General features: G+C 67.9%; 16 protein-coding genes. 13 read left to right on the top strand and 3 right to left on the bottom strand.

Annotated features, from left to right (window positions below; translation table 11 throughout):
* The first annotated feature begins 29 nt into the window (after nucleotides 1–29).
* The 11 genes from ABW137_RS05780 (at nucleotide 30) to proB (ending at nucleotide 13,644) form a co-directional block, all read left to right on the top strand.
* The gene (locus tag ABW137_RS05780; RefSeq protein WP_526397782.1) at nucleotides 30–1,283 is read left to right on the top strand and encodes a saccharopine dehydrogenase family protein; all 1,254 of its coding nucleotides are present in this window, start codon (nucleotides 30–32) and stop codon (nucleotides 1,281–1,283) included.
* A 67-nt stretch (nucleotides 1,284–1,350) separates the two neighbouring features.
* Entirely contained in the window at nucleotides 1,351–1,971 is a 621-nt protein-coding gene (locus ABW137_RS05775) for a DUF937 domain-containing protein (protein WP_526397780.1), read from the top strand.
* Nucleotides 1,972–2,066: 95 nt separating this feature from the next.
* Nucleotides 2,067–4,772, top strand: a complete 2,706-nt coding sequence (locus ABW137_RS05770) for a valine--tRNA ligase (RefSeq protein WP_526397778.1) — start codon at nucleotides 2,067–2,069, stop codon at nucleotides 4,770–4,772.
* Complete coding sequence (folC, locus tag ABW137_RS05765) at nucleotides 4,769–6,199, top strand: bifunctional tetrahydrofolate synthase/dihydrofolate synthase (protein ID WP_526397776.1); 1,431 nt, start codon at nucleotides 4,769–4,771, stop codon at nucleotides 6,197–6,199. Before ABW137_RS05770 ends, folC begins: the two co-directional genes overlap by 4 nt.
* 59 nt (nucleotides 6,200–6,258) lie before the next feature.
* Nucleotides 6,259–6,603 (top strand): DUF4233 domain-containing protein, encoded by a 345-nt coding sequence (locus ABW137_RS05760; protein WP_526397824.1) that lies wholly within the window; start codon nucleotides 6,259–6,261, stop codon nucleotides 6,601–6,603.
* An 11-nt stretch (nucleotides 6,604–6,614) separates the two neighbouring features.
* Nucleotides 6,615–7,025 carry a nucleoside-diphosphate kinase gene (gene ndk, locus ABW137_RS05755; protein ID WP_526397774.1) on the top strand — a complete coding sequence of 137 codons (411 nt, stop codon included), beginning with the start codon at nucleotides 6,615–6,617 and terminating at the stop codon, nucleotides 7,023–7,025.
* A gap of 327 nt (nucleotides 7,026–7,352) precedes the next feature.
* Nucleotides 7,353–10,124, top strand: a complete 2,772-nt coding sequence (locus ABW137_RS05750) for an Rne/Rng family ribonuclease (protein WP_526397772.1) — start codon at nucleotides 7,353–7,355, stop codon at nucleotides 10,122–10,124.
* A 189-nt stretch (nucleotides 10,125–10,313) separates the two neighbouring features.
* Nucleotides 10,314–10,625 (top strand): 50S ribosomal protein L21, encoded by a 312-nt coding sequence (gene rplU / locus ABW137_RS05745; RefSeq protein WP_149482549.1) that lies wholly within the window; start codon nucleotides 10,314–10,316, stop codon nucleotides 10,623–10,625.
* A 48-nt stretch (nucleotides 10,626–10,673) separates the two neighbouring features.
* On the top strand, nucleotides 10,674–10,970 hold the full coding sequence (gene rpmA / locus ABW137_RS05740; RefSeq protein ID WP_526397770.1) for a 50S ribosomal protein L27: 297 nt from the start codon (nucleotides 10,674–10,676) through the stop codon (nucleotides 10,968–10,970).
* 83 nt (nucleotides 10,971–11,053) lie between these two features.
* Complete coding sequence (obgE, locus tag ABW137_RS05735) at nucleotides 11,054–12,514, top strand: GTPase ObgE (RefSeq protein WP_526397768.1); 1,461 nt, start codon at nucleotides 11,054–11,056, stop codon at nucleotides 12,512–12,514.
* A gap of 2 nt (nucleotides 12,515–12,516) precedes the next feature.
* Nucleotides 12,517–13,644, top strand: coding sequence for a glutamate 5-kinase (proB, locus tag ABW137_RS05730; protein WP_526397766.1), 1,128 nt, complete (start codon nucleotides 12,517–12,519; stop codon nucleotides 13,642–13,644).
* On the opposite strand, the gene ABW137_RS05725 is transcribed toward proB, so the two are convergent.
* Nucleotides 13,641–14,270: a TetR/AcrR family transcriptional regulator gene (locus tag ABW137_RS05725; RefSeq protein WP_526397764.1), complete on the bottom strand. Its 630-nt coding sequence runs from the start codon at nucleotides 14,268–14,270 to the stop codon at nucleotides 13,641–13,643. The two genes, proB and ABW137_RS05725, sit on opposite strands and share 4 nt — an antisense overlap.
* Before the next feature lie 66 nt (nucleotides 14,271–14,336).
* Here ABW137_RS05725 and ABW137_RS05720 point away from each other — a divergent pair, with 66 nt between their 5' ends.
* The gene (locus ABW137_RS05720; protein ID WP_526397762.1) at nucleotides 14,337–15,605 is read left to right on the top strand and encodes a cytochrome P450; all 1,269 of its coding nucleotides are present in this window, start codon (nucleotides 14,337–14,339) and stop codon (nucleotides 15,603–15,605) included.
* Here ABW137_RS05720 and ABW137_RS05715 read toward each other — a convergent pair.
* The gene (locus tag ABW137_RS05715) at nucleotides 15,602–16,435 is read right to left on the bottom strand and encodes an SIR2 family NAD-dependent protein deacylase (protein ID WP_526397760.1); all 834 of its coding nucleotides are present in this window, start codon (nucleotides 16,433–16,435) and stop codon (nucleotides 15,602–15,604) included. The two genes, ABW137_RS05720 and ABW137_RS05715, sit on opposite strands and share 4 nt — an antisense overlap.
* Before the next feature lie 73 nt (nucleotides 16,436–16,508).
* Between ABW137_RS05715 and ABW137_RS05710 the strand changes: the two genes are divergently transcribed.
* On the top strand, nucleotides 16,509–17,498 hold the full coding sequence (locus ABW137_RS05710; protein WP_526397758.1) for a LysR family transcriptional regulator: 990 nt from the start codon (nucleotides 16,509–16,511) through the stop codon (nucleotides 17,496–17,498).
* Here the strand turns inward: ABW137_RS05710 and ABW137_RS05705 are convergent.
* Entirely contained in the window at nucleotides 17,443–18,945 is a 1,503-nt protein-coding gene (locus ABW137_RS05705; RefSeq protein ID WP_526397756.1) for an amino acid permease, read from the bottom strand. The genes ABW137_RS05710 and ABW137_RS05705 overlap by 56 nt on opposite strands.
* Nucleotides 18,946–18,970: the final 25 nt, after the last annotated feature.

The raw sequence follows: 18,970 nt of genomic DNA, 5'->3' as shown, positions 1-18,970 counted from the left end.
TCCGCCCGACCGACCGGTAGGTTGACACCATGACAGCTCCCCAGCGTGAGTTCGACATCGTGCTCTACGGAGCCACCGGCTTCGTTGGCAAGTTGACGGCCGAGTACCTCGCCACCGCGGGCGGCGGGGCCCGCATCGCCCTGGCCGGGCGGTCCCCGAAGAAACTGCTCACCGTGCGCCAGTCGCTCGGCGACGCCGCGCAGGAGTGGCCCCTGATCGAAGCCGACGCCACGTCGCCGTCCACTCTCAACGACATGGCCGCGCGCGCTCGGGTCGTCATCAGCACCGTCGGGCCGTACACCAGGTACGGGCTGCCGCTGGTGTCGGCGTGTGCGGCGGCAGGCACCGACTACGTCGACCTGACCGGCGAGACGATGTTCATTCGCGAGAGCATCGACGTGTTCGGCAAGGAGGCGGCCGACAACGGCGCCCGCATCGTGCATTCCTGCGGATTCGACTCCGTCCCTTCCGATCTCACGGTCTACGCGTTGTACCGACGGGCTTCTGAGGATGGTACGGGCACGCTCGGTGAGACCAACTTCGTCGTTCGCGGCATGGCGGGCGGGCTCTCCGGGGGCACCGTCGCGTCGATCATGGAGGTGTTCCACACGACGTCAACCGACCCCGTGGCGCGACGTGCGATGAACGATCCCTACACCCTGACCACCGACCGTGGCGCCGAGCCCGAACTCGGCCAGCAGTCCGATACCCCGTGGCGACGCGGTCGTGACATCGCGCCCGAGCTCGACGGCGTGTGGACGGGCGCGTTCGGGATGGGGGCCACCAACTCCCGGCTCGTCCGCCGGAGCAATGCCCTGCTGGGCTGGGCGTATGGCCGAACCTTCCGCTACGCGGAGAACATGAGCCTCGGCTCGTCGGTGATCGCGCCCGTCGCATCGGCACTGGGCACCGCCGTCAACGCCGCCGCGTTCGGCCTCGGCAGCAGGTACTTCGACAAGCTGCCGCGCCGAGCCCTGGAACGCATTCTCCCCAAGCCGGGCTCCGGTCCGAGCGAACGGGCCAGGGAGAACGGCCACTACAGGGTCGAGACGTTCACGACCACGACGTCGGGTGCCCGCTACCGTGCGACGATGGCGCAGCGCGGGGATCCCGGCTACAAGGCCACCTCGGTGTTGCTGGGGGAGTGCGCGCTGGCGCTCGCCTTCGACCGCGACGATCTCTCCGACCTCCGCGGCGTCCTGACCCCCGCGGCCTGCATGGGCGACGCCCTGCTGAGGCGGCTGCCAGCAGCGGGTGTGACGTTGCAGGTGGAACGGCTGTGACACGGGATCCCCGGGGTTAGTGTCGATTTGTGCTCTTGCACACCCCAGCGACGAAGGTGGACGGCTCATGGCTGGTCTTGACGATCTCTTCAATCAGATTCCGACTCAACAGATTGCCGGCAAACTCGGCGTCGACGAGGGCGAGGTGAACAGCGCGGTTCACACGCTGGTTCCCCTGCTGCTCGGCAGCTTGCAACAGAACGCCAAGAACCCAGGACACGTGTCGAAGATCGAGAATGCCGCGTCCCATCACGCCGCCAGCGGACTCCTCGACGGTGGGGTCAGCGTCGACCAGATCGACGAGGCGGACGGCTCCAAGGCGGTCGCCAAGATCTTCGGCGGCAACGGCACCGATCAGGTCGCGGCGGCGCTGGCGGGCGGCGGCGCAGGCAACAGTGGTCTGCTCAAGCAGCTGCTGCCGATCCTCGTGCCCATCGTGCTCGCCTACCTCGGCAAGCAGCTGACCGGCGGCGGGGGAGGCGCGGCACCCGCCAACCCCCAGTCGCCGGGGTCCGGCGGTGGCGGCATCGGTGACATCCTCGGCAGCATCCTGAGCGGTGCCGGTGGCGGTGGCAGGGGCGGCAACGACAACCCGCTGGGCAGCATCCTGGGCAGCGTGCTCGGTGGTGGCCAGGGGGGCGGCGGGCTCGGCGACATCCTGGGTGGGCTGCTGGGTGGGAAGAAGTAGGCGGGCTTTTGGGTGGGAAGAGGTAAGGGTGGGCTGCTGGGTGGGAAGAAGTAGGCGGACTTCGGGGTGGGAAGAGTAGTTCCTAGACTGTCTGGGTGACCGCAAGCCCGAAATCCGCAGATCGCCCAGGGGTGGAGTCCCTCCCCAAGTCATGGGACCCGGGCGCGGTAGAGAGCGACCTGTACCAGGGGTGGGTCGACGCGGGCTATTTCACGGCCGACGCGTCGAGTGAGAAGCCCCCGTACTCGATCGTGCTGCCCCCGCCGAACGTGACTGGCAGCCTGCACATGGGCCACGCGTTGGATCACACGTTGATGGATGCCCTGACCCGCCGCAAGCGGATGCAGGGCTACGAGGTGCTGTGGCTGCCTGGCATGGACCATGCAGGCATCGCCACCCAGAGCGTGGTGGAGAAGCAGCTTGCCGCGGAGGGCAAGACGAAGGAAGACTTCGGCCGCGAGCTGTTCATCGACAAGGTGTGGGACTGGAAGCACGATTCCGGCGGCACCATCGGTGCGCAGATGCGTCGGCTCGGCGACGGCGTCGACTGGAGCCGCGACCGCTTCACCATGGACGACGGCCTGTCCCGCGCCGTACGGACCATCTTCAAGAGGCTCTACGACGCCGGGCTGATCTACCGCGCGGAGCGGCTGGTCAACTGGTCGCCCGTGCTCGAGACGGCGATCTCGGACCTCGAGGTGAAGTACGAGGACGTCGAAGGCGAGCTGATCTCCTTCCGCTACGGGTCGATGGACGACTCGCAGCCACACCTGGTGGTGGCCACCACCCGCATCGAGACGATGCTCGGTGACACCGCCATCGCCGTGCATCCCGACGACGAGCGGTACCGGGCGCTGGTCGGCAAGAGCCTGCCGCATCCGTTCCTGGACACGCAGGTGGTCATCGTCGCCGACGCCCACGTCGACCCCGAATTCGGCACTGGCGCAGTCAAGGTCACGCCCGCGCATGACCCGAACGACTTCGAGATCGGCGTGCGGCACAACCTGCCGATGCCCTCGATCCTGGACAGCAAGGGCCGCATCGCCGGTACCGGCACCCGGTTCGACGGCATGGACCGGTTCGACGCCAGGGTGGCCGTCCGCGAGGCCTTGGCGGCGGAGGGTCGCATCGTCGAGGAGAAGCGGCCATACCTGCACAGCGTTGGGCACTCCGAGCGCAGCGGTGAGCCCATCGAGCCGAGACTCTCCCTGCAGTGGTGGGTGAACGTGGCATCGTTGGCGACGGCCGCCGGTGACGCGGTCCGCAAGGGCGACACCGTCATTCACCCTGCCAGCCTGGAGCCGCGATGGTTCGCCTGGGTCGACAACATGCACGACTGGTGCATCTCGCGGCAACTGTGGTGGGGACACCGCATCCCGATCTGGCACGGTCCCGACGGTCAAATGGTCTGTGTCGGGCCGGACGAGACGCCGCCCGACGGGTGGGAGCAGGATCCCGACGTGCTGGACACGTGGTTTTCGTCGGCCCTGTGGCCGTTCTCCACGATGGGCTGGCCCGAGCGCACTCCCGAGATCGAGAAGTTCTATCCCACCAGCGTTCTCGTCACCGGCTACGACATCCTGTTCTTCTGGGTGGCCCGGATGATGATGTTCGGCACCTTCGTCGGTGACGACGACGTGATCACGCTCGACGGCACGCGCGGTGCGCAGGTGCCGTTCGAGAACGTCTTCCTGCACGGCCTCATCCGCGACGAGTTCGGGCGCAAGATGAGCAAGTCGAAGGGCAACGGCATCGATCCGCTGGACTGGGTCGAGACGTTCGGTGCGGACGCGCTGCGCTTCACCCTGGCCCGCGGCGCCAACCCGGGTGGCGACATGTCGATCGGCGAGGACCATGCCCGCGCGTCGCGCAACTTCGCCACGAAGTTGTTCAACGCCACCAGATTCGCGTTGATGAACGGGGCGACGATGAGCCTCGGCGACGAGCAGACGGTTCAGTCGGCGCTCCTCGATGCCGGCGCGCTCACCGATGCCGATCGGTGGATCCTCGGCAGGCTCGAAGAGGTTCGCGCCGAAGTGGACTTGGCGTTCGACGGCTACGAGTTCAGCCGTGCCTGCGAGTCGCTCTACCACTTCGCGTGGGACGAGTTCTGCGACTGGTACCTCGAGCTGGCCAAGGTGCAGCTCGCGGCGGACGCAGACGGACCAACCAACGCCGTGCTCGCCACCGTGCTCGACGCGCTGCTCAAACTGCTGCACCCGGTGATGCCGTTCGTCACCGAGACACTGTGGAAGGCATTGAGGGGGGACAGCCCTGGCCCCGAGTCGGTGGTGATCGCCGCTTGGCCCGAGCCCTCTGGGTTTGCCTTGGACGGCACCGCCGGTCAGCGCATCGCGGACATGCAGAAGCTGGTCACCGAGGTACGACGGTTCCGCAGCGATCAAGGCCTCAACGACCGTCAGCGGGTGCCTGCCCGGCTGGTGGGGATCTCGGCCGCCGACGTCGACACCCAAGTCGATGCGATCACCGCGCTGGCGTGGCTGACGGCGCCCGCCGACGACTTCAATCCCTCTGCGGCAGTGGAGGTGCGGCTCTCGCGCGGCACCGTCCTCGTCGAGCTCGACACCTCGGGCACGGTGGACCTGGCGGCCGAGCGCCGACGGCTGGAGAAGGACCTGGCCGCCGCGCAGAAGGAATTGGCGCAGGCCTCGACCAAGCTGGGCAACGAGGAGTTCCTCGCCAAGGCCCCCGACGCCGTCGTCGACAAGATCCGGGGACGTCAACAGGTGGCGACCGAAGAGGTGGAGCGGATCACGGCCCGGCTCGCCGGACTCGCATGACCGCACCCACGCCCGACGAGATCGCCTCGCTGCTGCAGGTCGAGCACCTTCTCGACCAGCGGTGGCCGGAGACCAAACTCGAACCGAGCACCGCCCGAATCGCCGCGCTGATGGAGCTGCTCGGTTCGCCGCAGCGGACGTATCCGACCATTCACGTCGCGGGCACGAACGGCAAGACGTCGGTGGCCCGCATCATCGACGCGCTCCTCACGGCGCTGCACCGCCGCACCGGCCGCACCACCAGCCCGCACCTGCAGTCCGCGGTCGAACGCATCTCGATCGACGGTGCCCCCATCACACCGGCCCGCTACGTCGAGGTCTACCGCGAGGTGGAACCGTTCGTGGAACTGGTCGACAAGCAATCCGAGGAAGGCTTGCTGCCCGGCGGACCGGGCCCTCGGATGAGCAAGTTCGAGGTCGTCACGGCGATGGCGTTCGCGGCGTTCGCCGACGCGCCCATCGACGTGGCGGTGGTCGAGGTCGGCATGGGTGGTCGCTGGGACGCCACGAACGTGGTCGACGCCCCCGTCGCCGTCGTCACCCCCATCGGCATCGACCACACCGAGTACCTCGGCGACACGATCGCCGAGATCGCCGCCGAGAAGGCCGGGATCATCATCAGGCAGCCCGAGGATCCGATCGCGCCTGGGGTGGATCTCAGCACCGTCGCGATCATCGGCAAGCAGGCCCCCGAGGCCATGGAAGTCCTTCTGGCCGAAGCGGTCAGGGCCGACGCCGCCGTCGCCCGCGAGGACTCCGAGTTCGCCGTGCTTGGCCGCAAGGTCGCGATCGGCGGGCAGCTTCTCCAGCTGCAGGGCCTCGGCGGTGTCTATCCCGAGGTATTCCTGCCGCTGCACGGTGAGCACCAGGCGCACAACGCGGTCGTCGCGCTGGCGGCGGTCGAGGCGTTCTTCGGCGCGGGTGCCGATCGCCAGCTCGACGTCGACGCGGTGCGCGAGGGCTTCGCGAACGTCACCAGCCCAGGCCGTCTGGAGCGAATGCGCAGTGCCCCAACCGTATTCATCGATGCCGCGCACAATCCCGCGGGTGCGGCCGCGTTGGCGAGAGCACTGGATGAGGAGTTCGACTTCCGATCTCTGGTCGGAGTCGTCTCGGTGATGGCCGACAAGGACGTCGACGGGATCCTCGAGGCGCTCGAACCCGCCTTCGACCAGATCGTGGTCACCACCAACGGGTCACCGCGCGCGATGGACGTCGAGGGTCTGGCGTTGCGGGCCGAGGAGCGGTTCGGCCCCGACCGGGTGATCCCGTCGGCGACGTTGCCCGACGCGATCGAGACCGCTACCGCGCTCGCCGAGCAGAACGGCAACGACGAAGCCGGGTTCTCGGGCAGCGGAATCGTCATCACGGGATCCGTCGTCACCGCGGGCGCGGCGCGCACCCTGTTCGGACGGGATCCCGCGTGAGCGACCCAGCCGAACCGCCGGTGAATGCGCCCGATCCCTGGAAGAGCTTCCGCGGCGTGATGGCTGGCACGTTGATCCTCGAGGCGATCGTCGTGCTGCTCGCCCTGCCCGTCGTCTCGTTCTCCCACGGCGGGCTCACCGCGGTGAGCGGCGGATACCTGATCGGCATGGCCGTCGTGATGATCCTGCTTGCGGGGATGCAGGGCAGGCCGTGGGCACTCAAGGCGAACATCGCCGTGCAGGTGGTGCTGATCGCCGGGGTGATGATCCACGCCGTGATCGGCTTCATCGGAGTGCTCTTCGCCGCGGTGTGGTTGCTGATCGCCCGGCTGCGCGCCGAGGTCAAACGCCGCCAGGACCGCGGCCTGCTGCCCGGTCAGCAGCGCACACCGTCCGACGAGTAGGCTTCGGCGTCGTGACTGAGCGGACTTTGGTACTGGTCAAGCCCGACGGCGTGAAGCGCCATCTCGTCGGCGAGATCCTCAGCAGAATCGAACGCAAGGGCCTGACGATTGCGGCCCTCGAACTCAAGAACGTCGACGAGGACCTCGCCCGCGCCCACTATGCCGAGCACGAGGGCAAGCCCTTCTTCCCCTCACTGCTCGAATTCATCACTTCCGGTCCTGTCGTGGCCGCCATCGTCGAGGGCCCGCGGGCGGTTGCCGCGTTCCGTCAGATCGCGGGCGGCACCGACCCGGTGGAGAAGGCGGCGCCCGGCACCATCCGCGGTGACCTGGCCTTGGTGACCCAGGACAACTTGGTGCACGGGTCGGATTCGCCCGATTCGGCAGTCCGCGAGATCGAGCTCTGGTTCCCCGGCCGATAGCCGGTCGTTAGCTGGCTAGGGGCCCTTCGAGAGGCCGCCGGAGGGCGCCTCGTCGGAAACTCCTCCGCGATGTGGGATACTGGGCCAGGGTGACCTGCTTCGTAACGGAGTGGGACACCCGGATGAAGACTTAGACGAGCGCGACCACCTAGGGCATTTCCAAGTGCGGCGCCTACCGTCCAGCCGTCATTCAGCCAGGCACTGAGAGTTCTCACGAGCTGCTCGGAGCGAGACCATGACAAGCCCGGGAAGAGTTCCACGGGTCCATAGCGGAAGCCCTCGCGTGGCCGCGTCATCACGACGCGCCCGGGGGCTTGAGGAGAGTACGTGGCCGACGATGCACCATTCGACCTATCAGAAGACACCCGACCGGAGGACCTACCAGCTCAGCTGAGTCAGGACCCCGTTGCGGACGTCTTCTCGTCCCCGTTCGTCGAGGCCTCGCAGGCCCTTGACTCGCAGGCCCTTGAGGTGGACCCCGAACCGCCCCCGGTCCCGGAGCCGCTGCCACCCAGCACGGCGCCCGCCGCGTACATGCCGCTGTTCGTCGCGCCGCAACCCGTCGCCTTCGTCGCCCCCAGGGTGGCCGATGACGACGATGACGAAGAAGAAGACGTCGACGACGAAGACGACGTCTCAGGCGACGCCGACGCCGACGACGACGTTGACGGTGACCGCCCAGCGAACCGTCGCCGCCGCAGGGGTCGCCGTGGCCGTGGCCGTGGCCGTGGCGAGCAGAGCGCCGACGACGACGGTGACGGCCTCGACGAGAAGGCCGACCAGGGTGACGCCGAGAGCGCCGGCGACGATGACGGGTCCGACGACGACGACGGCACCGACGACGACGACGAGAACGCCACCGGTGATGGCGCGGCCAACCGCCGCCGTCGTCGCCGCAGGCGCCGCAAGTCCAGCGGTGGCGACGGTGACGAGGCCGGTTCGCCGGATGATCCCCCGAACACCGTGGTGCACGAGCGGCCGCCGCGCAGCGAGAAACCCGCCAAGGACAACAACGAGATTCAAGGCATCGCCGGCTCCACCCGGCTGGAGGCCAAACGGCAGCGCCGTCGCGACGGCCGTGACGCCGGCCGCCGCCGTCCGCCCATCCTGAGCGAGGCCGAGTTCCTCGCCCGCCGCGAGGCGGTCCAGCGGATGATGGTGATCCGCGACAAGGTCCGCACCGAACCGCCCCACGAAGGTGCCCGCTACACGCAGATCGCCGTGCTCGAAGACGGCGTGGTGGTCGAGCACTTCGTCACCAGCGCCGCGTCGGCATCTCTGGTCGGCAACGTCTATCTCGGCATCGTGCAGAACGTCCTGCCGTCGATGGAGGCGGCGTTCGTTGACATCGGCCGTGGGCGCAACGGCGTGCTGTACGCCGGTGAGGTCAACTGGGAGGCCGCCGGTCTCGGCGGAGCCAACCGCAAGATCGAGCAGGCGCTTAAGCCCGGTGACTACGTCATCGTCCAGGTCAGCAAGGACCCGGTCGGACACAAGGGCGCCCGCCTGACGACACAGGTGTCGCTGGCGGGCCGGTACCTGGTGTACGTGCCTGGGGCGTCGTCGACGGGTATCAGCCGCAAGTTGCCCGACACCGAGCGGCAACGCCTCAAGGAGATCCTGCGCGAGGTGGTGCCCGCCGACGCGGGCGTGATCATCCGGACGGCGTCCGAAGGCGTCAAGGAAGACGACATCCGCACCGACGTGAATCGGCTGCAGGAGCGCTGGAGTCAGATCGAGGCAAAGGGCGCGGAAGTCATCGCGAAGGCGGCAGGCGCCGCGATCCCCCTTTACGAAGAGCCCGACGTCCTGGTCAAGGTGATCCGCGATCTGTTCAACGAGGACTTCACGGGCCTGATCGTGTCCGGCGACGAGGCTTGGACCACCATCAGTGAGTACGTGACTTCGGTTGCGCCGGAGCTGCTTCCGCGCATGACCAAGTACGAACCGTCCGCCCCGGACGGGCCCGACGTCTTCGCCGTGCACCGCATCGACGAGCAGCTGACCAAGGCGATGGACCGCAAGGTGTGGCTGCCCTCGGGTGGCACGCTCGTCATCGACCGCACCGAGGCGATGACCGTCGTCGACGTCAACACCGGCAAGTTCACCGGCTCGGGGGGAAACCTCGAACAGACCGTCACGCGCAACAACCTGGAGGCCGCCGAGGAGACCGTCCGGCAACTTCGTTTGCGGGACATCGGCGGCATCATCGTCATCGACTTCATCGACATGGTCCTGGAGTCCAACCGGGATCTGGTGCTGCGCCGCCTCACCGAGGCGCTGGCGCGGGATCGCACCAGGCACCAGGTGTCCGAGGTGACGTCGCTCGGGCTGGTTCAGCTCACGCGCAAGAAACTCGGCACCGGACTCATCGAGGCCTTCTCGACCACGTGCAGCCACTGCGCCGGGCGCGGCATCGTGCTGCACAGCGATCCCGTCGACTCCACCTCGACCGCGGGCCGCAAGAGCGAGCCGGGCGCGGGGCGCCGCAGCAAGCGGGGCAAGAAGACCGGCCGTGCCGACGAGGTTCAGGTCGCCAAGATCCCGTCGCATACCGGTGAGCACCCGATGTTCAAGGCGATGGCGGCGGCGACGGGTCGCGAAGAAGGTGACGAGGACGAGCTCGACGACAGCTCTGCCGACGTTGCGGTGACCGAAGGCACGGACGAGGCCGACGACATCATCGGTGACGGTTCCGAGGACGCCGTCGTGAGTGCGACCTTGGAGGACGACGAGTCGGAGGACGACTTGGATTCCGATGACGAGGATGCCGACGACGAGGATGCCGACGACGAGGACGACCTCGTGGCCGAGGATGACTCCGACGACGAGGACGACGAGGACGACGACGACATCGAGGTCATCGACACCGACGACGATGACGATTCGGATGACGAGGACGACGACGAGTCTGACGATGATGATGACGACGACACGGACGATGACGACGACACGGACGACGACGACGACACGGACGATGACGATGATGACTCGGATGACGACACGGACTCGGACGCTGATGACGAACCGCTCGTCACCGCAGGCCGGCCACGACGTCGCCGGGCTGCTGCACGGCCTGCCGGGCCCCCGGTCGGGTGATGGTCGCCTCGTCGTCGGCAGGCGGTTTGACCCCTTACCCGCTGGTCACGTAACCTTGCACAGTTGTCTGAAGGCTCCGCAACGTCTGAGCCCGTGACACGCGGGGCATTTGACCCCCGCACCCCAGACCCGCGCACGCAGCCCCCGGGTGGCGCGCGCCCGTAAGCGAAGCAGAGGAAGACGCACACGATGGCGACTTACGCAATCGTCAAGACCGGCGGCAAGCAGTACAAGGTCGCGGTCGGAGACATAGTCAAGGTCGAGAAGCTGGAGCTCGAGGCCGGCGATTCCGTCTCGCTGCCCGTGGCGCTCGTCGTCGATGGCGCGAACGTCACCACCGCTGCCAAGGATTTGGAGAAGGTCGCGGTGACGGCCGAGGTTCTGGAGCACACCAAGGGCCCCAAGATCCGCATCCACAAGTTCAAGAACAAGACCGGTTACCACAAGCGCCAGGGCCACCGTCAGAAGCTGACGGTCGTCAAGGTCACGGGCATCGCGTGATGAGCGCCTGCGCGAAGAACATCCAGAACTAGTAGAGGGAGCGAACTCATGGCACACAAGAAGGGCGCTTCCAGCTCACGCAACGGTCGCGACTCCAACTCACAGCGCCTCGGCGTCAAGCGGTTCGGTGGTCAGGTCGTGAAGGCCGGCGAGATCATCGTCCGCCAGCGCGGCACCCACTTCCACCCCGGCATCAACGTCGGGCGTGGCGGCGACGACACCCTGTTCGCCACCGCTCCTGGCGCCGTCCAGTTCGGTGAGAAGCGCGGCCGCAAGACCGTCAACATCGTCCGCACCGTACGCGTGGGGTCCGATGTCGCCACCGGAGCGGCTCCGGAGGCCTAACTCCAAGTCGAGATCGACGTTTTGCAGCTCGGCTCTCGCGCAAGCTCAGCAAAACGTAGGTTTCGTCATGGAAGGGAAGTCCGATGGCCCGGTTCGTCGACCGCGTGGTCATCCACGCCAAGGCAGGCAACGGCGGTAGGGGCTGCGCGTCGGTCCACCGCGAGAAGTTCAAGCCGCTCGGCGGCCCCGACGGCGGTAACGGCGGTCGAGGCGGCAGCATCGTGCTGGTCGTCGACCCGCAGGTGCACACGCTTCTCGACTTTCACTTCCATCCGCACGTCGACGCCCCGTCCGGCAAGCAGGGCATGGGCAACAACCGGGACGGCGCCTTCGGCGACGACCTCGTCCTGAGGGTGCCCGACGGCACGATCGTGCTCGACGAAGACGGCAGGCTGCTGGCCGACCTGACCGGTGCGGGCACCCGCTTCGAGGCCGCCGCGGGGGGCCGCGGCGGACTCGGCAACGCGTCGCTGGCTTCGCGGGCCCGCAAGGCTCCAGGGTTCGCGCTTCTCGGCGAGCCGGGCCAGGCCCGTGATCTCACCCTGGAACTCAAGACCGTGGCCGACGTCGGCCTCGTCGGCTTCCCGTCGGCGGGCAAGTCCTCGCTGGTGTCGGTGATCTCGGCGGCCAAGCCGAAGATCGCCGACTATCCGTTCACGACGCTGGTGCCGAACCTCGGCGTGGTGTCCGCGGGTGAGCACACCTTCACCGTCGCCGACGTGCCCGGCCTCATCCCTGGAGCCTCCGAGGGCCGCGGGCTCGGCCTGGACTTCCTGCGTCACATCGAGCGATGTGCCGTCCTGGTGCACGTGGTGGATTGCGCGACGATGGATCCGGGGCGAGACCCCCTCTCCGACATCGACGCGTTGGAGGCCGAGCTCGCCGCGTACACCCCGACGCTGCAGGGTGATACGACGCTCGGCGACCTCACCGAGCGACCGCGTGCCGTGGTGCTCAACAAGATCGACGTCCCCGACGCCCGCGAACTGGCCGACTTCGTCCGTGACGAGGTAGCCACCCGCTACGGGTGGCCCGTGTTCGAGGTGTCCACGGTGAGTCGGGATGGATTGCGGCCGTTGACATTTGCGCTGTGGGACATGGTCAAGGCGTACCGCGACGCGCAGCCCGTGGTGGCGGCGAAGCGCCCGGTGATCCGCCCGATCGCGACCAACGAGAGCGGTTTCACCGTGACCGCCGACGCCGACGGCGGCTTCGTCGTCCGCGGCACCCGGCCCGAGCGCTGGATCGGCCAGACCGACTTCACCAATGACGAGGCCGTCGGCTACCTCGGCGACCGTCTTGCGCGCCTCGGTGTCGAAGACGAGTTGCTCAAGCTCGGCGCCAAGCCCGGGTGCGCGGTCACCATTGGCAACATGACCTTCGATTGGGAGCCGCAGACGCCTGCCGGTGTCGACGTCACGATGTCTGGCCGTGGCACCGACCTGCGGCTGGAACAGGACGACAGGGTCAGGGCCGACGAACGCAAGATCGCCCGCAAGCAACGACGGGAAAGTCGCGAGCACCCCGTCGCCACCGACGAGTAGCCGTGACCAGCCCGCACCGCGAGGCAATCCGCACGGCGCGCAGCGTCGTCGTGAAGATCGGCACTACCGCGCTGACCACGTCCACTGGCATGTTCGAGGCGAGTCGGCTGGCTTCGCTGGCCGATGCGATCGAGGCGCGGATGAAGGCGGGATCGGACGTCGTCATCGTCTCGTCGGGCGCGATCGCGGCGGGCATCGAGCCGCTGGGTCTGACCAAACGTCCCACTGATCTCGCCACCAAACAAGCCGCGGCGAGCGTCGGGCAGGTAGCGCTGGTGAACGCCTGGAGCGCGGCGTTCGGCCGGTACGACCGCACGGTCGGGCAGGTGCTGCTCACCGCCCAGGACATCTCGATGCGCGTGCAGCACACCAACGCTCAGCGGACGCTCGATCGGTTGCGCGCGTTGCACGCCGTCGCGATCGTCAACGAGAACGACACCGTCGCCACCAACGAGATCCGGTTCGGCGACAACGATCGACTCTCGGCGCTGGTCGCGCACCTCGTCGGCGCGGACGCGTTGGTGCTGCTCTCCGACATCGACGGTCTGTATGACGGGGATCCGCGCAAGGCCACCGCCGAGCACCCCGCCCGGTTCATCGGTGAGGTGGCTGCCCCGGATGATCTGGATGGCGTGGTGGCCGGCGGCGGGAGCAGGCTCGGGACCGGGGGCATGGCATCGAAGTTGTCCTCGGCGTTGCTCGCCGCTGACGCCGGGGTGCCGGTGCTGCTGGCGGCGGCCGCCGATGCGGGCGCGGCGCTGGCCGATGCTTCGGTGGGGACGGTGTTCGCGCCGCGCTCCGAACGCATGACGGCGCGCCGGTTCTGGGTGCGCTACGCCGCGGAGTCCACGGGTGCGCTGATGCTCGACGACGGGGCCGTGCGCGCCGTGGTGCGACAGCGTCGATCGCTACTGCCCGCAGGCATCACCGAGGTGTCGGGCCGATTTCACGGTGGTGACGTCGTCGAGCTGCGCGGCGTGGACGGCACCGTGGTTGGACGAGGCGTAGTTGCCTATGACGCAACGGAATTGGCGACGATGGTGGGTCGTTCCACGTCGGACCTGCCTGCAGACATGCGTCGGCCCGCGGTGCACGCCGACGACCTGGTGGCCGTCAAGGTCGCCGTTTAGGGCGCTTCCAGATACAGTGCGCTCCAAGCGATCTGGCTCAGCGCTTCGGCCAACTCGGAGTCATGTGATGCCGGTCTGCCCGGCAGCTCCTGCTGGCAGGCGCGTTCGACCATCCAGGTGATGCTGCTCGCGACCGTGGTGGCCGAGAGTTCCCGACGGATCGAGCCGTCGGCCTGGCCCCGTTCGATGACGGCGGCGAACCGGGCTGAGATGGCGCTCAGGATCTGCCGGTAGGTGTGGCCGACCTGCGGGTCGTAGCCTGCCATCTCGCCGAGGGCGACGAGCAGCGCCTGGTGCCGTCGGTAGCCGGCGATGATGCCGTTCAGCGCGGCCCTGGCGTCTTCTGGATCACGACGCTGCGCCACGCCCCACCAGCGCTCCCCGGCGTCGGCCAGATCGGCGAAGACCTGGCCTGCGAGGCGCACCAGGAGGTCGCCCTTGTCCTCGAAAAAGATGTAGAAGCTGGCGCGGGAAATGCCTGCCTCGGTGGCCAGTTTGTCGACGCTGAGCTCGGTGTAGCTGACACCACCGGCCATTAGGCGTTCGGTGGCGTCGAGCAGTCCGCGTTCGATCTGCTCGCGCCGCTCCTGCCGCCTGGCCTGCGGCTTTCTGGTCACCGACGGCATGGGAGTGAGCGTAGCCGCAACGTGCGCATCTTGACTAGACACACTGTCTAGACCTATCGTCCAGTCATGACTGTGTCGCCGCTCACATCGCCTTCGGTGCGCCCCTACGATCCGATCGACCTGTCGTCGCGCGCCTTCTGGTCCACCACCGCAGCCGACCGCGAGAAGTCGTTCGCCGCGCTGCGGAGCAACAGGCCCGTCAGCTGGCACCCGCCGGTGGAGGACGCGCTGATGCACGACCCCGCGGACCTCGGCTATTGGGCGGTGACTCGGCACGCCGACATCGTCGCGGTCAGCCGGGACAGCGAGACGTATCTGTCCGGCAAGGGCGTGCTGTTCGAGAACGCGCCCGAGGAACTGCTCGAAGCGTCACAGTCCTTCCTGGCGATGGACGCGCCGCGGCACACCATGATTCGCAAGGTGGTCCACGCCGCGTTCACGCCGCGACAGGTGCGTCGCATCGAGGACTCGATCAAGGCCAACGCGAAGGACGTCGTTGGCGAGCTACGCGAGGCGGGCAGCGGCGCGGACTTCGTCGGCCACTGCGCCAAGGAACTCCCGATCCGCACGCTGTCGGACATGGTCGGCATCCCGGAGTCCGAACGCGCGCAGGTGGCCGACGCCGCGGACGCGATGGTGTCGTGGGGCGACCCGGAGTACCTGGCGGGTCGAAACCCGTTGGAGGTCTTGGTCGGCAGCCAGATGTACCTACATCAGGTGGCGGGCGCACTGGCCGCCGACCGACGCCACAACCCCGGGGACGACTTGATCAGCGCGCTGGTGCACGCCGAGGTGGACGGTGACCGGCTGACCGACGCCGAGGTCGCGGCGTTCTTCGTGCTGCTCGCCGTGGCGGGCAACGACACCACGCGCCAGACGGCCAGCCACACCATGAAGGCGTTGACCGACTTCGGTGACCAGCGGGCCTGGCTGGCCGCCGACTTCGACGACCGCATCTCCTGCGCCGTCGAGGAGTTCGTCCGCTGGGCCACCCCGGTGATGACGTTCCGCCGCACGGCCGCCACCGATTGCCGTCTCGGCGAACAGGACATCGCGGCGGGGGAGAAGGTCGTCATGTTCTACGCGTCGGGCAACTTCGACGACACGGCGTTCGAGTCCCCCGAGCGCTTCGACCTGAGCCGCAAGCCCAACCCGCACTTGGGCTTCGGCGGTGGTGGCAGGCACTTCTGCCTCGGCGCGCACGTGGCCCGCGCGCAATTACGGGCCTTGTTCGGCGAGGTGCTGGCGCAGCTGCCGAATCTCGAGGCGGGCGAACCGTCTTACGTCGCAGGCAACTTCATCCACGGCGTGCGGTCGATGCCCGTCACCTTCTAGCGGGCCGAGAACGCCGACAGCTCGTCGGCGAGCAGGGCGAGCAGCTCAGAGCAACCCGCGTCGAGCTTCACGGTGGCCAGCGCGTCGCCGCGGGTCGGCCCACGGTTGATGATCGCGACGGGCTTGGTGGCCGCGGCCGCATGTCGGACGAACCGCAGACCGGAGAACACCGTCAGCGACGACCCGGCGACGAGAAGCGCGTCGGCGTCGTCGACGAGCGAATAGGCCTCCGCCACTCTCGCTTTCGGGACGCTCTCACCGAAGTACACGATGTCGGGCTTGAGCATGCCGCCGCAGCGCGGGCAGTCGACGTAGCGGAACGTGGAGGTCTCCTCGACCATTGCGTCCGCGTCCGGCGCCACCGCGATGCCGCCGACCTTCTCGGCCCGCTCGAGGAAGCCGGGGTTGAGCGCCTCCAGCTGGTCGGCCAGCTCGTCGCGGGTGATGGTGAAGCCGCAGCTCAGGCACACCACCTGGGCGTAGGTACCGTGCAGATTCACCACCGACTGGCTGCCCGCCTTGGTGTGCAGCAGGTCGACGTTCTGGGTGATGACCCCGGTGACGACCCCCGCACGCTCGAGTTCGGCCAGCGCACGGTGTCCGGCGTTCGGCAGCGTGTCGTGCATGTGGCGCCAACCGACGTGGTTGCGGGCCCAGTAGCGCTGCCGGAACACGGGGTCCGACGTGAACTGGCGGATGGTCATGGGATTGCTCGGCGGCGAGTCGGGACCGCGGTAGTCGGGGATGCCGGAATCCGTCGACAACCCGGCACCGGTGAGTACCGCGACGCGCCGACCGTCCAGCAGCCTGACGAGCCCGGGTGCGTCCATGCCATCAAGGGTAGGCGCGGTACCGCACCGGCGAGCGGATGTACACCGGCGGCACCCGAGTTATCGTCCCTGCATGGACGTCACCGTGCGGAAACTCCGTTACTTCGCGGTCGTCGCCGAGGAGCGGCACTTCACCCGTGCCGCGGCCCGTCTGTTCGTCGCGCAGCAATCGCTGTCGCGTCAGATTCGCGATCTCGAGGAGGAGGTCGGCGCCCAACTGTTCTTCAGGACCACCCGGTCGGTGGAGCTGACGCCAGCGGGGGAGGCCTTTCTCGTCGGTGTGCAGTCGGCGCTGGCCAGCCTGGACGCGGGCATCGAGGCGGCCCGTCGGCACGACGCAGGTGCGGTCGGACATCTGCGCATCGGGTTCGGGCTCGGGGCGGCGCTGGAGTTGACGCCCTTCATCGTCGAGGAATTCTCGCGACAGTTTCCCCACGTCGAGATCGAGATGCGGGAGTTCGGGCTGCCGGATCAGAGCGCCGGCCTGTCCGAGCACTGGGCCGACGTCGCGATCATCCGCCCCCCGCTGGCCGATCCGAGCATCGTCGCGCACACGCTGTTCGTGGAGCCGCGGGTCCTGACGGTGTCGGTGCGTCACGCCCTCGCGCAGCGCGACACGGTTTCCGTGGCCGACATCCTCGACGTTCCGTTGGCGGTGGGTCGCTCGTCCGACGAGGAGTATCGGCGGTTCTGGAGTCTGCAGGACTTCCGCACCGGAGTCACCGAGCCGCTGCTGACGCCGACGACGAGCAACACCGAGGAGATCGAGCTGATCGCGGCCGGACTCGCCTGCACGGTCAACCCGGCCGCGATCATGCGCTACATCCCGCACTCGGGCGTGCGGTACATCCCCATCGTCGACGTACCGGGGTCGGCCCTGGCCATCGCCTGGCGACGGGATCGGGTCTCACCGCTGGCGCTGGCCTTCAACCGCGTGGCCCAAGAGGTCCGCGACCGTGAGGCCGCGACCGTCGAGGGCATCGAGAATCCCTTCCGCGGAGTGGAATTCACGCACCCGCCGTCGAACCCTGAAACTTCGCCACACCGGCCTCGCCCCGCTTGATGCGGCCCCTCAACACCAGCACGTGCCAGAGCACCGCCAGGACCGTCGCGCCCGCCACGACCTTCACCGCGCCGTGGAAGTCGGCGGGGATCGTCAGGATCAACAGGGCGGAGACGATCCACAGCAGGCCGACGATCATCAGCGGCACGCCCCATCGGCCCAGGTTGAACGCCCCGGGCGCGGCCGCCAGCGTCGGCCGCCGCCGCATGTACGACCCGACGATCAGCAGGTAGACCAGATACGGCGCGATGGACGTCGCGCCGACCAGCGTGGTGAACGAATCCGTTTGCAGGAAGCCATAGACCATGAAGCCGACGCTCACCACACCGCCCACGACGAGGGCGCGCATCGGCGTGCGAGTGCGCACGTTGACCAGTCGGAAGTGCTGCGAGAACGGCAACATGTTGTCCCGTCCCATCGAGTACATCAGCCGGGCCTGGGCGGCCTGGTTGGCGATGACGAGCGCGATCATGGAGAACGCCACCACCACGATGAACGCCTTCACCACGGCAGTCGGCAGGTAGAAGTCGGCGATCGTCACGATCGGCGCGCTCGACGCCTGGGCGGCTCCCAGATCGGGCATGGCCACGGTGAAGCAGATCAGGGCCAGCATGCCGAGCACCGCCGAACCGATCACCCCCATCAGCACCCCCCGCGGGACGGCCTTCTGCGAGTCGACCGCCTCCTCGGTGAGGTCCGCCGACAGTTCGAAGCCGACCATCGTGTAGATGCCAAGCAGCCCCGCGAGCACGAAGTGGCCGATGCCCGATCCCGAGGTCCCCGTGCTGTCGGTCAGATTCGCGACCGACCCGCCGTCGCCGCCGGCGTACATCCCGAAGGCGACGATGACGGTGACGGCCAGAAGCACCGTCCCGATGATCTCGGCGATCACCGCGGTGTTGTTGACCCGCGCGGCCAACTGCACGCTGACGATGTTGATCAAGACGGTGAAGAGCAGGATGGCGATGGCCACCCCGAGCAGCACGCCGTCGGACGCGTCGACGCCGAGTGCCTCGAAGAGCAGCGGCGTGGCGCCCAACAGGATGATCGCCCCACCCGTGATGCTCATGTACAGCAGACCGAAGAAGCCGGTGTACCAACCATAGGTGGACCCGACCAGGCGCGCGCCCCATTGGTAGGCGTAGCCCGCCAGCGGGATCTTGGTGCTCAGCTCTGCGATCAGCAACGCCATGACGATCTGGCCTGCCGCGGCGATCGGCCAGGTCCAAATCGATGCGCCACCAAACTGATTGATCGCGAAGCCGTAGTTCAGGAAGATTCCCGTGGAGATGGAGACGATCGAGAAGGAGATGGCGAACAGCGAGAAGAAGCGCAGCGTCCGCTTGAGCTCCTGGGTGTATCCGAAGGACGCCAACGTCGCGTCGTTGGGGTTCTCGACGTCAGGTGGCGCTGCATTGCGCTCGTCTGCGGGGCGGTCGATCGTCATGGGTTCTCCTTGCTTCGGCGGAGCG

The sequence above is a fragment of the Mycobacterium sp. genome, assembly GCF_040509115.1.
Taxonomy (GTDB): domain Bacteria; phylum Actinomycetota; class Actinomycetes; order Mycobacteriales; family Mycobacteriaceae; genus Mycobacterium.
The sequence above is the reverse complement of the archived record's forward strand: the minus strand, read 5'-3'. Positions and strand labels throughout refer to the sequence as shown.